Source organism: Nakamurella panacisegetis, from assembly GCF_900104535.1.
In the GTDB taxonomy this organism is placed as follows: Bacteria; Actinomycetota; Actinomycetes; order Mycobacteriales; family Nakamurellaceae; genus Nakamurella; species Nakamurella panacisegetis.
Genome location: NZ_LT629710.1, coordinates 2,767,670 through 2,782,009, shown reverse-complemented (window position 1 = coordinate 2,782,009; position 14,340 = coordinate 2,767,670). Strand labels below are relative to the sequence as shown.

Genomic DNA, 14,340 nt, shown 5'->3' with positions numbered 1-14,340 from the left:
CGTCACTTCTTCTCCGGGAGCGGCGGGAATTCGACGTGGTCGGGCATGGCCGGGGCGGACTGGGCGTTCTGCTCGGCCAGTCGGGAGCCCCGCAGGGTCATCTCCGACACCGACGGCCCGGTCACCGCGGCCGCGAGATCAGGCATGATGCCGGCGATCTCGAGTTCGGCGGTGCGGAAGTCGGTCAGCGGAGCACCCCGGGTCGGATGCGGCTTGTCACCGGCCTGCAGCGCGTGCACCAGGTCGAGGGCGCCGTCGGGCGTCTGGTTGTCGAAGTACTCGTAGTTGACCTGGACCACCGGACCGTGGTCGCAGGCCGCGAGGCACTCGGCCGACTCCAGCGTGATCGACCCGACTTCGCCCGGCACACCGGCAGTTTCGTCCTGCCCGACGCCGAGGTGGTCGCTGAGCGTCCGGTAGATGGCGTCGCCGCCGAGCACCGCACACAGCGCGTTCGTGCAGACACTGACCAGGTGCTGCCCGCACGGATTCCGCTTGTACATGGTGTAGAACGTCGCTACCGCCGACACCTCGGCCGAGGTCAGGGCGAGCTTGGCCGCGCAGAACTCGATTCCCGGTTGGCTGACGAAGCCTTCCACCGATTGCACCAGGTGCAGCAGCGGTAGCAGGGCCGACCGCGAATACGGGTACCGGCCGATGATCTCGGCTGCCCGGTCGTGGGTGAGCTGATCGAACACGACGTCCGTGGTCAGGAACTCCGGAACGCCGATCCTGGAGCGCGTCATCGATCCACCCCGCCCATCACCGGGTCGATGGAGGCGACCGCGGCGACGACATCGGCGATCAGTGACCCTTCGCTCATGGCCGGCATGGCCTGCAGGTTCACGAATCCGGGATCACGCAGATGGACCCGGAACGGGCGCGTCCCGCCGTCGGAGACGACGTGGCAACCCAGTTCCCCGCGGGGGTTCTCGATCGCGACGTAAGCCTGCCCGGCCGGAACCTGGAATCCCTCGGTGACCAGCTTGAAGTGGTGGATCAGCGACTCCATCGAACTGCCCATGATCTTCTTGATGTACTCCAGGGAGTTGCCCATGCCGTCGGCGCCGATCGACAACTGCGCCGGCCAACCGATCTTCTTGTCGGTCACCATCACCGGGCCCGGTTCGGCCAGCTTCACCACGGCCTGCTTCATGATCTTGAGTGACTCGTGCATCTCGGCCAGCCGCAACAGGAATCGGGCGTAGCAGTCGGCCTCGGTGGCCGTGGGCACCTCGAAGTCGTACTCCTCGTAACCGCAGTACGGCATGGTCTTCCGCAGGTCCCAGGGCAGCCCGGCCGACCGCAGGACGGGTCCGGTGATGCCCAGCTGCATGCAGGCTTCCAGCGGCAGGATGCCGACACCCTTGGTCCGCATCTTCCAGATCGGTTGCCCGGACAGCAGTTTGTCGTACTCCGGGAGCCGCTTCTCCATGACGCGGATGAAGGCGTTGATCCTCTCGATCGACCCTTCGGGCAGTTCCTGGGCCACTCCCCCCGGACGGATGAACGCCATGTTCATCCGCAGTCCGGTGAGGAACTCCATCAGGTGCAGTGCTTCCTCGCGCTCCCGGAAACCGGCCGTCATGCCGGTCAGGGCGCCCAGTTCCATCCCGCCCGTGGCCAGGGCAACCAGGTGGGAGGAGATCCGGGTCAGCTCCATCAGCAGCACCCGGATCACCTGCGCCCGCCGCGGAACCTCGATCTGCAGCAGCTTCTCGATGGCCATGCAGTAGGCGGCCTCGTTGAAGGCCGGCGACAGGTAGTCGGCCCGGGTCACGAACGTGACGCCCTGGGTCCAGGTCCGGTACTCGCAGGATTTCTCGATGCCGGTGTGCAGATATCCGATCACCGAGCGGGCCTGGACGACGGTCTCGCCCTCGATCTCCAGGATCAGCCGCAGCACACCGTGGGTGGACGGATGCTGCGGACCCATGTTGACGATGATGCGTTCGTCGGAGTCACCGCCGTCGCCGAACTGACCTTCCGCCAGCATGTCGTCCCAGTCGCCACCGGTGACGGTGAAGACGCGCCCCTCGGTCGTGGCCGTACCGCGGGCCACCCGCGGCTCCCCGCCCCGCACATCGTCGGGCAGGAAATCCTCGGCGAAGACGATGTTCTCGTCGATCATGAGTAGCTCCTCCGCTGGTCGGGGGCGGGAATCTCCGCGCCCTTGTACTCCACCGGGATGCCGCCCAGCGGATAGTCCTTGCGCTGCGGGTGTCCCTCCCAGTCGTCCGGCATCAGGATGCGGGTCAGACCGGGATGCCCGTCGAAGACGATGCCGAACATGTCCCAGGCCTCCCGCTCGTGCCAGTCGGCCGTCGGGTAGGTCGCGACCGCGCTGGGCACATGCGGATCGTCAATGCCCACCGCGACTTCCAACCGGATGCGGCGGCGGTAGGTCATCGACGTCAGCTCGTAGACGACGTGCAGGCGCCGTGGGACGTCTGGTCCGTAGTCGACGCCCGAGATCGAGGACGCGAGCTCGAACCGCAACGACGGGTCGTCGCGCAGCGCCCAGAACAGCGCCGACATGTGCTCAGGGGAGAAGTAAAAGGTGATTTCACCGTTGGCGACGGTGGTTTGCAGCAACGCCGAGGCCGGGATGCCCCGTTCGGCCATCGCTGCCGCGAGCGCATCGGCCACCTCGTCGAAGTATCCGCCGTACGGGCGCTCGGCCGGATCCGGGGCGTAGGGCGGACGGACCAGCAGTCCGAACCCGCTGGTGTCACCCGAGTCGTGCACGCCGAACATGCCGGTGCGTTGCACCCCGACCGGCGCGACGCCCGGTCCGGTCGGTTGGTTCAGGGCGGCGGCGGCGAGTTCCGTTCCGGCCCCGGCGCTCCGGTGGGACGCGTCGTCGGTGCTGCCGGTCTGGACCGAGGCCGGGGAGTCGACGCTCGTCGCCCCGCCCTGCGCGGCACTCTGCCCGGGCGGGAGATCGACCGCGCCGCCGGTGTTCTGGTCGGGTTCGGGCACCTTCCCCGTCGCTCCGCTCGCCCCGGGCGAATTCCCCGTCGCTCCGCTCGCCCCGGGGCCATTCCCCGTCGCTCCGCTCGCCCCGGTCACGGCTGCATGGCCTTCCACTGCGGGCTCTCGACGGCCGCGGCCGAACGAGCCAGTTGATCGTCGGAGGGTGAGCGCTGTCCGTGGAACACACCGTTGCGGCCGTACCGAATCGAGGACGGAACCAGATCGGTTCGTTCTCCCAGCTTCTCGGCCGCCCGGGCCACGCCGAGCGGCTCGTCCATGATCTTGGCGTGCAGCTTGAGGATGGCGTCGATCAGCATCTCCGGCCGCGGAGGACAGCCGGGCAGGTACATGTCGACCGGGACGATGTGGTCGACGCCCTGCACCACGGCGTAGTTGTTGAACATCCCGCCGGACGAGGCGCACACCCCCATCGCGATGACCCACTTCGGCTCGGCCATCTGGTCGTAGATCTGCCGCAGCACCGGGGCCATCTTCTGGGTGACGCGACCGGCGACGATCATCAGATCGGCCTGACGCGGCGAGGCCCGGAACACCTCCATGCCGAAGCGACCGAGGTCGTACCGGGGGGCACCGGTGGTCATCATCTCGATGGCGCAGCAGGCCAGCCCGAAGGTCGCCGGGAACAGCGACGCCTTCCGCGTCCAGTTGACCAGTTTCTCCACACCGGTCAGCAGGATGCCGTTCGGGAGCTTTTCTTCTAGACCCATCATCTGCTCCGCAAGGGGGTTGGAACTTCGTCGGTACTTCCAGATGCCCTGCTCCGCAGGGGAACTGCACATGCCGGCGGCCGACGGATCTCGGCCGGCCGGTCAGTCCCAGTCAAGGCCACCACGTCGCCAGACGTAGGCGTACGCACAGAAGACGGTGACGATGAACAGGCCCATCTCGACCAGGCCGAAGACCCCGAGCGCAACCGCGCTCTGGGCCCACGGGTAGAGGAAGATGATCTCGATGTCGAAGACGATGAACAGCATCGCGGTCAGATAGAACTTGATCGGGAAACGGCCCGCGGTCCCGGCCGGCAGCGGGGTCGGCTCGATGCCGCACTCGTAGGCGTCCAACTTGGCACGGTTGAACCGCCGCGGGCCGATGAGGTCGGTCAGCACAGTGGCGTTGGTGACGGCGAAACCGCCCGCCACCACCAGCAATATCAAGATCGGCAGATACGCGCTCATGCATACTCCAGACTCATCCTTGAGCGCCCTTGACGGGCTGGAACATCCAGTTCAACTACGCCGAACGACCGCAACCAGCTACACGCTGGGCACCACCTTGGTGAGCGAGCGGACGACCTTGTCCGCCCAGTCGCCGTCCCGGCTGTCGTACAGCCCGGCCAGCAGCTTCAACACCAAGTACATCAACCGCTTTCGCGGCAGTCCGAGACGAGTGGCCGTCTTCATGATCGACGGCTTCCCGATCAGCGTGGAGAACATACCGCCCAGCCGGTAGTACGAACCGAGATGATCCTTCATGGCCGCCGCATATCCGTGCAGGGCGGCCTCCCGGCTGGCCCCTTCCGGGCGTCCGAGGGCCTGCAGCACGTACTCCGAAGCCAACGCGGCCGACTCCATGGCGTAGGCGATGCCTTCGCCGTTGAACGGGTTCACCGATCCGCCCGCATCCCCGAGCAGCACCAGACCGTCGGTGTAGTGCGGGGTGCGGTTGAACCCCATCGGCAGGCCGGCTCCGCCGATCCCGCCGATCGCGTTCTCCTCGCGCAGACCCCATTCCTCCGGGGTGCCGTCGAGCCAGGTCCGCAGCAGCTTGCGGTAGTCGGTCTTGCCGAAGGCCTTGGACGAGTTGAGCATGCCCAGCCCGACGTTGACCGTGCCGTCGCCCAGGCCGAAGATCCAGCCGTAGCCCGGCAGGAGCTTCGGGTCGGCCGCGTTGCTGCGGTCCCAGAGTTCCAGGTGGGACTCCAGGTAGTCGTCGTTGGTCTTGGCCGGCGCGTTGTAGTAACGGCGGACGGCGACCCCGAGCGGGCGGTCGTCCCGCTTGTTGATGCCCATGCCGAGGGCCATCCGGGCCGAGACGCCGTCGGCGGCGATGACCAACGGGGCGTGGAAGGAAACGGGCCCGGCGTCGGTCCTGGCCTGTGCCCCGACCACGCGGCCGGTTCGCTCGTCCTTGATCGGGCCGGTGACGTTGGTGCCGACGTGCAACCGGGCGCCGGCCTTGACCGCCATGTCGGCCAGCATCTGGTCGAAGTCGCGCCGCGGGCGGACCAGCCCGAAGTCGGGATAGTCCTGCAGCACGGGCCAGGGCAGTTCGAGGGAGGTGCCGCCGCCGACCACCCGCAGGCCCTTGTTGCGCAGCCAGTCGTCACCGGAGACATCGACGCCGAGAGCGAGCACCTGCTTGACGCCGCGGGGCGTGAGGCCGTCGCCGCAGACCTTGTCGCGGGGGAAGACGGACTTCTCCAGGAGAAGCACGTCCACACCGGAGCGGGCCAGGTACACGGCCGCGGTGGACCCAGCCGGGCCGGCACCGACGATGATCACGTCGGCGGTGGTGTCCGGGTGCTTGCTGACGTCGTGGCTGGAGTGGGGCGAGGACATGTCGCGGGCGCTGGTCACGTCTCCATCTTCCCTTCACGCCGGTCTGACCGACGACCTCGGGGATGTGCGGCGGCAGGCCCCGGGTCGACGTCGTGAACGAGATTGTGAATCTGTTCACGAAGTGGCGCACGCCCAGTGTAAGACGGCTCACAAGGCATCCGGAACAGCGGGGCACCCCAGTAGTTGATCTTGACCGCCGCCCGTCGGGGACGCACAGGTCAGGGATCCACCCGAACGGCGTGGTGCAGCGCGACCACCCCGAACGTCATGTTCTTCCACGCCACCTCGGCCCACCCGGAACGCGTGATGAGGCGGGCCAGGGACGGCTGGTCGGGCCAGGAATTGATGGTCTCCCCGAGGTAGGTGTAGGCCTCTGGATTCGACGAGAACCGCCGGGCGAGCCGCGGCAGGACGTGGGCCAGGTACCAGCGGTAGACCCAGCCGATCGGGGCCGGACGGGGCGTGGAGAACTCGCAGACCAGCAGCTCGCCCCCTGGCTTGGTGACGCGCGCGAACTCGGCCAGCGCGATCCCGGGATCCTGCACGTTGCGCAGGCCGAAGGAGATGGTGACCGCGTCGAAGCTGGCGTCGGCGAACGGCAGGTGCATGGCGTCCGCGGCGACCTTGGGCACCGCCCGCGAAGCACCGGCCGTCAGCATGCCGAGGGAGAAGTCGGCGGCCACGCTCCAGGCGCCGGTCTGCGCGAGCTCGGCGGTCGAAACCGCGGTGCCGGCGGCGACATCCAGCACCTTGCGGCCGGGCATCAGGTCGAGGGCGCGGACGCTGTGCCGACGCCAGCGCCGATCCTGGGCGAACGACAGCAGCGTGTTCGTCCGGTCGTAGCGGCCGGCGACACCGTCGAACATCGCCGCCACCTGCCGCGGGTTCTTCTCCAGTCCGGCGCGTCCCATGGGCCAAGAGCCTACCGATGCAGGCCGCGCCCCCCGGACGGGTCGCCCGATCACGGCTCGATGACGCTCGTGATGGGACGTTCATCACCCGCCGGGCACTCCCCCTTCACCGCACAGTGACCGTCCCGACACACCGGATGGGCATGCTGGAGGCATGGCCACCCCCCTCGCGACCTCCGTCGGTCTGCTCTCCCGCGCCCTCGATCTGGCCGGGCGGCTGGCCAACGACGCGGCCGAGGTGATCACCGCCACCGCCGGCCGGATGGCCGGCCCCGACTCCAAGGCCCACCCGTTCGACTGGGTGACCGAGACCGACCGGACCCTGGAACGTCACACCCGACGGGTCATCGCCGCCGAGTTCCCGGGCAGTGCCGTGCTCGGCGAGGAGTACGGCGGGCCGGACGGATCCGACTGCCTCCTGCTCCCGGGCACCCCTGGGGCGCCCGACCTGCTGTGGATCGTCGACCCGGTCGACGGGACCTCCAACTACGTGGCGGGCATTCCCTGGTGCTGCTACTCGCTGGCCCTGGTGGATGCGCACGGTCCGTTGGTCGGCGTCATCGCCGACCCGTACCAGGGGCAGATCTACGCGGCGGCCCGCGGGTTGGGGCTGCGGGCCAACGGGCGGCGGGTGCCACCAACCGCGCTGGACACCCTGGCCGGGACCGTCGTTTTCGTCGAACCGAGCAAGCCCGGCCGACGGCCGGAGCTGGCTCCGCTGATCGACCGGGCCCGATCCGCGCACGTCGGCCTGCGGATGATGGGATCGTCGGCCCTGGCCATCACGCAGGTCGCCCTCGGCCGGGCATCGGCTGCGGTGCTGCCCTCGGGTGGCTACCACGTGTGGGACATCGCGGGTGCACTCACGCTGGCCGTGGAGGCCGGGATGACGGTCTCCGACCTGGACGGCCGGCCGGGCCTGTTGCCCCTCGACGGTGTGATCGTGACCGCCCCGCACGTCACCGAAGAGGTCTTGGCGCTGGTCAGCGGACGCTAGCGAGAAGGCGGGGCACGACTAGCGAGAAGGCGGGGGTGCGACGGCGGGCTGGCGCCGAGCGGCCGCCCGGCGCGAACGGCGGTGCAGGAAGAAGATCAACGGCGCGGCCACGACGACCGTCACCCCGAGGGTGATGCCGAGCAACAGGTCGCCGACCGCGGCCGTCCGGCCGGCCACCCTGACCACGGTGGGGTCCAGCGTGGAGTACTCGACCTGGAACCGCTGACCCACGCTGAGCAGCCCCGGGTACAGCACCCCCTTGGGCGGCCGGATGGTGACGCCGGCGCCGTCGACGAACTCGATCCCGGTTCGCAGCGCCGAGATGGAGATCACGGTGGCCGTCGCCGTGCCGTGATGACCGTCGATCTGCCGGTCGTCCAGCCGCATGCCGACGGCCAGCGCGGCCACCATCACGATCGCCGCGCAGGCCAGACCGAGCACGACGTGGGCGGCCAGCCGGTAGCCCTGACCCGGGCGCAGCCGCCGACGGGGAGCGGTCCGGGCCGGACGCGGGATCGAGAGGCGGGGTCGCGGCGTGGGGCGGGCCGGCGGTGCGGTCGACGGCGGCGGGTCGACGGTCACGGCGTGAGTCTAGGTCGGGAGAGCGGCGGCCGGACCGAGCGGCATGTGGCGACCGCCTCGCTGTCGGCCCCCCGCGACCGGCGCGGTCTACCCTGGACCATCGTGTCCGCCTCTCCCGCCGCCCCGGCTCAGGTCCGGGCCACCACCCGTCGCCTGGCGGAGCCCGTCGACCTCGTGGCGGCCCTGCCTGCGGCTCGCGGCGGCGTGTCGTTCCTGCAGGACGGTGAGGGCCTGGTCGGTTGGGGCGAACACTCCCGGATGACGGCGAAGGGCCCGGAGGCGGCGAGCGAGATCCGGGCGTGGTTCGACGCGGTGGTGGCCGACCTCGCGGTGTCGGACGAGGTCGGGGTGCCCGGCAGCGGGCCGATCGCCTTCGTCTCGCTCGGTTTCGACGACTCGGACGAGTCGGTGGCCATCGTTCCGTCGGTGGTGATCGGAGTGCGGTCCGGAATCGCCTTCAGCACGGTGATCGGCGCGGGCGGCCTGACCGAGCGCAGCGCGGTCGAGGCGCCGGGCCGGATCAGCTACTGCGATGCGTCCCTGTCGGTGGCTGGCTTCACGTCAGCGGTCAGGGCGGCCACCGAGCGCATCGGCCGTGGCGAGCTGGACAAGGTGGTGCTGGCCCACGATCTGGAGGCCATCGCCGAGCACGAGATCGACGAACGGTACCTGCTGCGCGAACTGGCCGCGGCCTACCCCAGCTGCTGGACCTACGCCGTCGCCGGCCTGGTCGGGGCGAGCCCGGAGATGCTCATCCGCCGGATCGACGGTGCGGTGACCTCCCGGGTCCTGGCCGGAACGGCCTGGGCCGAACATGCCGGCGACGCCGTGGCGGCCGACCTCATGGTCAGCCGAAAAGACCTGGCCGAGCACGCTTTCGCGGTCGACTCGGTGGCCAGGGTGCTCCGCGACGTCGTCACCGAGCTCGAGGTGCCGGACGGCCCCCACCCGCTCCCGCTGGCCAATCTGACCCACCTGGCCACCGACATCACCGGTCATCTGCCGGCGACCGGGCCGAGCGCGCTCGAGGTCGCGGCGATGCTCCATCCGACGGCGGCCGTCGGCGGCACACCGACGGCGCTGGCCCGCCAGGTGATCCGCGAGTTGGAGCCGGCCCCGCGGGGCCGGTACGCCGCGCCCGTCGGCTGGCTCGACGCCCACGGTGACGGTGAGTTCGCCATCGCCCTGCGGTGTGCCATGGTCTCCGGCCACACGGTGCGGATGATTGCCGGGTGCGGGATCGTCGCCGACTCCGACCCGACCACCGAGGCCCGCGAGGCGCAGGTCAAGATGGTCCCGATCAGGGATGCACTGGAAGCCCAGCGCTAGTCAGCCCCGGACCGCGGCCGAGACGGCGGTCCGGATCCGTTGGTGCACCTCCCGCAGATCCGTCCGCGACGTCGGAACCTCGACCACGCGGATCCCGGACGGGTCGGCCAGCGCGTCGGCCAGTTCGTCGGTACTGGTGACGAACACGTGCTCCCAGCCGGCCGCCTCCACCAGACCGGCCAGCTGGACGTCGTGCGGCGTGCCGAACACCCGCTCGAATGCTCTGGCGTGCAACGGTTCTCCCGGTTCAAGGGTGTGGAAGATACCGCCCCCGCCGTTGTTGGACACGACGATCGTCAGGTCCGGCCGCGGTTCGTGCGGGCCGATCACCAGGCCGGTCAGATCGTGCAGGAACGTCAGGTCGCCCATCAGCGCGACGGTCGGCCCCTCCGATCCGAGGGCCACTCCGACGGCCGTCGAGATCGTCCCGTCGATCCCGGCCACGCCCCGGTTGGCCACCAACCGCAGGCCGTCCCGCGGGGCCGCGGCCAGACCGACGTCACGGGGCGGCTGGGACGACCCGAGCATCAGGGTGGACCCGTCGGGCAGCAGGGCCACCAGATCGGCGGCCAGCCGCGGTGAGTGCGCGATGTCCATCTCCGCGACCTGCGCGGCGACCTGCGCTCGGGCCACGGCCTGGGCTCGGCGCCAGATCTGGACGAACTCGGTGTCACCGGGCCCGGCCAGCGGGGCCAGCACCGGAGCCACCCGGCGGGCCTTGCCGGTCGGGTCGGCGTAGCCGAACGGCGCGGCCAACACGTCGACCTCGATCATCGAGTCGGCCAACAGGGTGGTGATCTGCCGATACATGGTCGGGCGGCCGAGCACCACCACCCGGTCGGGCAGGGCCGGTTCCAGGAACCCGGGGACCGCGAGCAGGTGCAGACCGGCCGAGACGACGGCGGAACCGGCGGCGCCGCCGGCCTCGGAGAGCACCACGTGACCCAGCGCCGCCAGCGGGCCGGCCGCCGGGTGGGTCAGGTCACCCAGGAACAGCACCCGTTCACCGTCAGCGGGGGCCGGGATCATCGGGACCCGTCCGAGGGGCACGTCGACCCCGGAGAGCACCTCGTCGGCGGCCGCCGTGTCGATCGCGGTCCAGGGAATCGGGTGGCCGCCGGCGGCCGTGCGGTGATGAAGGGACTCGGGCCAGGCCTTGTCGTCGTCCGGCAGCAGCGGCTCGACCAGCGGGACGTTCAGCTGCACGGGGCCGCCGAAGCCGGTGCCCGCCCCTCGGGTGTGGGCCAGGGCGCGGCAGACCATGGAGCGCCAGATGGCGTTCTGCCCCGGCGTGGCCGCGGCCACGCCGAACTCGTGGAAGAACCTCAGGGCCGGGCCGAACAGGCCGCGCTGGTCGACCACCTGGTTGGCGCCGACATCACGCAGGGCCGGCGGCCGGTCGCTCGAGAGGATCAGGAGCGGTACACCGCCGTGGTGTGCCTCCAGGACGGCCGGGTGCAGGTTGGCCACCGCGGTCCCGGACGTCGTGACGATCGGAACCGGCCGTCCGGTGCTCCGGGCGAGGCCGACGGCCAGGAAACCGGCCGTCCGCTCGTCGATCCGGACGTGCAGGCGGACCCGGCCGGTCGAGTCGGCGTCGAACAGCGCGATGGACAGCGGTGCGTTCCGGGATCCCGGGGCGAGGACAGCGTCGGTGACGCCACCGTTGATCAGTTCGTCGACCAGGACACGGGCCAGAGCGGTCGACGGGTTCACCGGTTGATTCTCGCAGCCGGAAGAAGGGCGGCGACCCGCTGCAGCCGCGCCAGCCAGTAGGCCGTCCGGTCCCGGCCGGCTTCGAATTCGGCCAACCGGTCCGGTTGCGGCGCGGCCGCCGGCACCGGCAGGCGACCATCGGTCGGCATCTGGCGGGCCGAGCTGACGTCGCCGGCCAGCAGGCTGGCCGTTCCCAGTCCGCAGGCGAAGTCCAGTTCGGGGAGCGCGCCGGCCAGCGCCAGGCCCGCGGCCAGCCCGACCGCGGTGTCGACCGCCGAGGACACGACGATCGGCAGCCCGGTGGCCTCGGCGATCCGCAGCGCCTGGCGGACCCCGCCCAACGGTGCGACCTTGACCACGGCCAGGTCGGCCGCTCCGGCCAGGACGACCCGCATCGGATCCTCGGCCCGCCGGATCGACTCGTCGGCGGCGATCGGCACACCGACGCTCCGCCGGACGGTCGCCATGTCATCCAGGCCGGCGCACGGCTGTTCCACGTACTCCAGTCCGTGCGCGGCCGCATCCAGGAGCGGGATGGCACGGACGGCCTCGTCCACACTCCAACCGGCGTTGGCGTCGATGCGGATCTTCCCGGCCGGACCGAGGGCGTCACGGACGGCGGCCAGCCGCTCGGCGTCAGCATCGAGCGAGTTAACGATCCCGCGGCGCAGCACTCCCCCGTCCAGGCCGCCGACCTTGACCTTGGCCGTCCGGCAGCCCGAGGCCGCGACGAGCTCCGCGGCCCGGTCCGGGGACACGACCGCCACCGTCGTGTTGACCTCGATGCTGGTGCGATGCATTGCCGGCCAAGGGTTCTGCGCGGTGTCCAGAGCGGCTTGGAGCCAGGGCAGGCAGGCGTGGTCGTCGTAGTCGGTGAACGGGGCGAACTCGGCCCAGCCGGCCGGTCCCTGCATCAGAATGCCTTCGCGGACCGTGATCCCCCGGAACTCGTCGTGCAGCGGGATGGCGAAAACCTTCGTGGTGGCGAGAATTTCCGTGATCGTGCGGTCGGCCGGGTTCACCGGGTGATCGACCTGACGTCATGCTGCTTTCCCGGGGCGGCGAATTCGAGCAGTCGACGAGCCTGTCGCTCCATGGCCGAGTGGTCCTTCCTGGTGATGCCGCGGTGATCCACCGGGGGCAGTGCGGTGATCGTCAACGTCGCTTTCTCCTTGTCCTGCTTGATCTCCCACAGGGCTCGGGCGAACCCGTCGATCAGCACCGACGCCTTGATGATGCCGTTGTTGGTGAAGATCAGTGTCCGGTGCTCGGCCGGGAACATCCGGACGCGATCAGCGTGGGCGAGCAGGATCTGGTCGAAGTCGGGCAGGAACCGGATCGGCGCCGGGACGTCGGCCGGTGGCCGGGGGGCCTCCGGCAGGTCGTAGAGCTGGGCGCCGGACTCGTCCCGGAAGGTGATCAATTCGTCGCCGAGGCGGGCAAAGACGGATCCGAGACCGGTCAGGCCGGACCAGGCCTGCGCGTCGCGAACGGTGGCCGGGCCGTACGCGGCCAGATAGCGCCGGACCATCTGCGCGACGTCCGGTTCGGCCAGCGGCTGGCCGAGCCACGCCTCGGCGCTGGTCGTGCGGGCCTGGCCGACCCCGCCCCACAGACCGCGGGGCGGTACCTGCACCAGCGGCACGGTGGCCCGAACGGCGAACGCCAACGCGCGGGCGTCGACGCCGGGCCACCGCTTCTGCAGCGCGAGGGCAACCTCGGCGCCGGTCAACGGCTTCTCCTCCACCATCCGACGGCCGAGGGCCGACAGCTCGGCGAGATCGACCCCGGCCAACGCCTTGCCGTACGGGCTAGCCGGCGTCAGTCCACGACCGACGGCTCGAGCCAGAACGGGCCGCAGGGCCAGACAGTCGCGGGCGCTGACCAGATGCACCGTCGACCGCATCAGCGCGACCCGCACCACCGCGCGGTCCAGATACAGCTGCGACAGTTCACCCGGATCGAAGTTCGCCAACCGGGTCCAGAGCCCGAAGTACGGCGGGGTCGGTAGTTGAGCCTGCATCCCGACCAGGTGCTCGATCGCGGCCAGCGGGGACATCGGGCTGCGGTCGAGCAGCAACTGCCGGGCCAACAGGGCGCGGTTCAGCGCACGACGGGTGAGCACCTGCGCCGTCATCGTCACCTCGTCCTGCCGTGGGTGTGGCCTCGGGCCAGTTTTCCACGGGGAACGGTTCGTCGTGGTCGGCACGGGCCGGCGACGGCGAAGCCCGGGTGGCCTGCGCAGCGGTGAGCACCCTCGGTGAGCAGGCCACGCCGGTACCGCGCCGGTCTCAGTTGCCCTTCACGTTCACGATCTGGTGGAGCTTATGGACGACCGTCACCAGACCGGTCGCGTCCAGCATCACCTGCTCGATGGGCTTGTAGGCACCGGGGATCTCGTCGATGAACGCGTCGGAGTCCCGGTACTCGATCCCGACCATCGCCGCCCGGAGGTCGTCGCCGGTGAAGGTCTGCCGCGCCTTGTTCCGCGAGAAGGCCCGGCCGGCACCGTGCGGCGAGGACGACAGGCCGAGCCGACTCCCCAGTCCCTGCACCACGTACGAAGCCGTTCCCATCGAACCGGGGATCAGCCCGGGCACTCCGAGTCCGGCGTGGATGGCTCCCTTCCGGGACACCCAGACCCGCGGCCGAAGTGCTCCTCCACCCTCGAGTAGTTGTGGTGGCAATTGATGTTCTTGCCCACCCGCACCTCCTCGCCGATCCAGTTCTGAAGACAATCGATCATCCGATCCATCATCTCGTCCCGGTTCAGCAATGCGAAGTGCTGCGCCCAGTTCAGCTCGCTGACGTAGGCCTCGAACTCCGGCGTGCCCTCGACGAGGTAGGCCAGATCGGGATCAGGCAGCGAGATCCACCACCGCTGCGCCAATTCCTTGGCCACGGCGATGTGGTGCTGTGCGATCCGGTTACCGACACCCCTCGAGCCGGAATGCAGGAACAGCCAGACCCGGTGCACGACGAACTCCCGGTTCGCGAACGAAGGTGGCCGGGCTACGAGTATTCGAGCCGGAGAATGGACCCGATCGCGAGCCGAGGCGGCCGCGGGCGAAAGGTCAGAAGAACAGGGGTACGCGGAGGAATTCGAGGCCGCGTTCATCGAGCGGTCTGCTCGGGTAGCTCGATCGGCAAAGGCACAACGGGTGGGCGGTCAACGTGTTCTCCTCTCACGTGAAGAATTCGGCGGTCCCGCTGACCGCCCGGAGAGACCGTACGCCCGACGCGATCGGAT

The 14,340-nt window shown here is 70.0% G+C and carries 13 protein-coding genes and 1 pseudogene; 2 read left to right on the top strand and 12 right to left on the bottom strand.

All coding sequences use genetic code 11. From position 1 onward, the window contains the following. Window positions 1-2: 2 nt before the first annotated feature. The 7 genes from nuoE to BLS97_RS12270 all read right to left on the bottom strand — a co-directional run bounded on the left by nuoE (window position 3) and on the right by BLS97_RS12270 (window position 6,466). Complete coding sequence (gene nuoE, locus BLS97_RS12300; protein ID WP_090476255.1) at window positions 3-746, bottom strand: NADH-quinone oxidoreductase subunit NuoE; 744 nt, start codon at window positions 744-746, stop codon at window positions 3-5. After that, window positions 743-2,131, bottom strand: a complete 1,389-nt coding sequence (locus tag BLS97_RS12295; RefSeq protein WP_090476253.1) for an NADH-quinone oxidoreductase subunit D — start codon at window positions 2,129-2,131, stop codon at window positions 743-745. The genes nuoE and BLS97_RS12295 overlap by 4 nt, the downstream gene beginning before the upstream one ends. Then, the gene (locus tag BLS97_RS12290) at window positions 2,128-2,811 is read right to left on the bottom strand and encodes an NADH-quinone oxidoreductase subunit C (protein WP_407938054.1); all 684 of its coding nucleotides are present in this window, start codon (window positions 2,809-2,811) and stop codon (window positions 2,128-2,130) included. Before BLS97_RS12290 ends, BLS97_RS12295 begins: the two co-directional genes overlap by 4 nt. 257 nt (window positions 2,812-3,068) lie before the next feature. Continuing rightward, the gene (locus BLS97_RS12285) at window positions 3,069-3,704 is read right to left on the bottom strand and encodes a NuoB/complex I 20 kDa subunit family protein (protein WP_090482076.1); all 636 of its coding nucleotides are present in this window, start codon (window positions 3,702-3,704) and stop codon (window positions 3,069-3,071) included. A gap of 102 nt (window positions 3,705-3,806) precedes the next feature. Further along, window positions 3,807-4,172, bottom strand: a complete 366-nt coding sequence (locus tag BLS97_RS12280; RefSeq protein WP_090476249.1) for an NADH-quinone oxidoreductase subunit A — start codon at window positions 4,170-4,172, stop codon at window positions 3,807-3,809. A 78-nt stretch (window positions 4,173-4,250) separates the two neighbouring features. Next, window positions 4,251-5,555: a geranylgeranyl reductase family protein gene (locus tag BLS97_RS12275; RefSeq protein WP_090482073.1), complete on the bottom strand. Its 1,305-nt coding sequence runs from the start codon at window positions 5,553-5,555 to the stop codon at window positions 4,251-4,253. Window positions 5,556-5,773: 218 nt separating this feature from the next. After that, a complete protein-coding gene (locus BLS97_RS12270) occupies window positions 5,774-6,466 on the bottom strand; it encodes a demethylmenaquinone methyltransferase (protein ID WP_090476247.1) in 693 nt (230 codons plus the stop codon). 154 nt (window positions 6,467-6,620) lie between these two features. On the opposite strand from BLS97_RS12270, the gene BLS97_RS12265 reads away from it, so the two are divergent. Beyond that, window positions 6,621-7,463: an inositol monophosphatase family protein gene (locus BLS97_RS12265; protein ID WP_090476245.1), complete on the top strand. Its 843-nt coding sequence runs from the start codon at window positions 6,621-6,623 to the stop codon at window positions 7,461-7,463. An 18-nt stretch (window positions 7,464-7,481) separates the two neighbouring features. Here BLS97_RS12265 and BLS97_RS12260 read toward each other — a convergent pair whose 3' ends face one another. Next, window positions 7,482-8,045, bottom strand: coding sequence for a DUF3592 domain-containing protein (locus tag BLS97_RS12260; RefSeq protein ID WP_197676153.1), 564 nt, complete (start codon window positions 8,043-8,045; stop codon window positions 7,482-7,484). Between the two features lie 102 nt (window positions 8,046-8,147). On the opposite strand from BLS97_RS12260, the gene BLS97_RS12255 reads away from it, so the two are divergent. Beyond that, window positions 8,148-9,374, top strand: coding sequence for an isochorismate synthase (locus BLS97_RS12255; protein WP_197676152.1), 1,227 nt, complete (start codon window positions 8,148-8,150; stop codon window positions 9,372-9,374). On the opposite strand, the gene menD is transcribed toward BLS97_RS12255, so the two are convergent. The 4 genes and pseudogenes from menD to BLS97_RS24505 form a co-directional block, all read right to left on the bottom strand. Further along, window positions 9,375-11,090, bottom strand: a complete 1,716-nt coding sequence (gene menD, locus BLS97_RS12250; protein WP_090476238.1) for a 2-succinyl-5-enolpyruvyl-6-hydroxy-3-cyclohexene-1-carboxylic-acid synthase — start codon at window positions 11,088-11,090, stop codon at window positions 9,375-9,377. Next, window positions 11,087-12,112, bottom strand: coding sequence for an o-succinylbenzoate synthase (locus tag BLS97_RS12245; RefSeq protein WP_197676151.1), 1,026 nt, complete (start codon window positions 12,110-12,112; stop codon window positions 11,087-11,089). The genes menD and BLS97_RS12245 overlap by 4 nt, the downstream gene beginning before the upstream one ends. Further along, a complete protein-coding gene (locus tag BLS97_RS12240; protein ID WP_090482064.1) occupies window positions 12,109-13,227 on the bottom strand; it encodes a winged helix DNA-binding domain-containing protein in 1,119 nt (372 codons plus the stop codon). The genes BLS97_RS12245 and BLS97_RS12240 overlap by 4 nt, the downstream gene beginning before the upstream one ends. A 154-nt stretch (window positions 13,228-13,381) precedes the next feature. Continuing rightward, window positions 13,382-14,058, bottom strand: a pseudogene (locus BLS97_RS24505) (RtcB family protein); the annotation flags it as partial. Window positions 14,059-14,340: the final 282 nt, after the last annotated feature.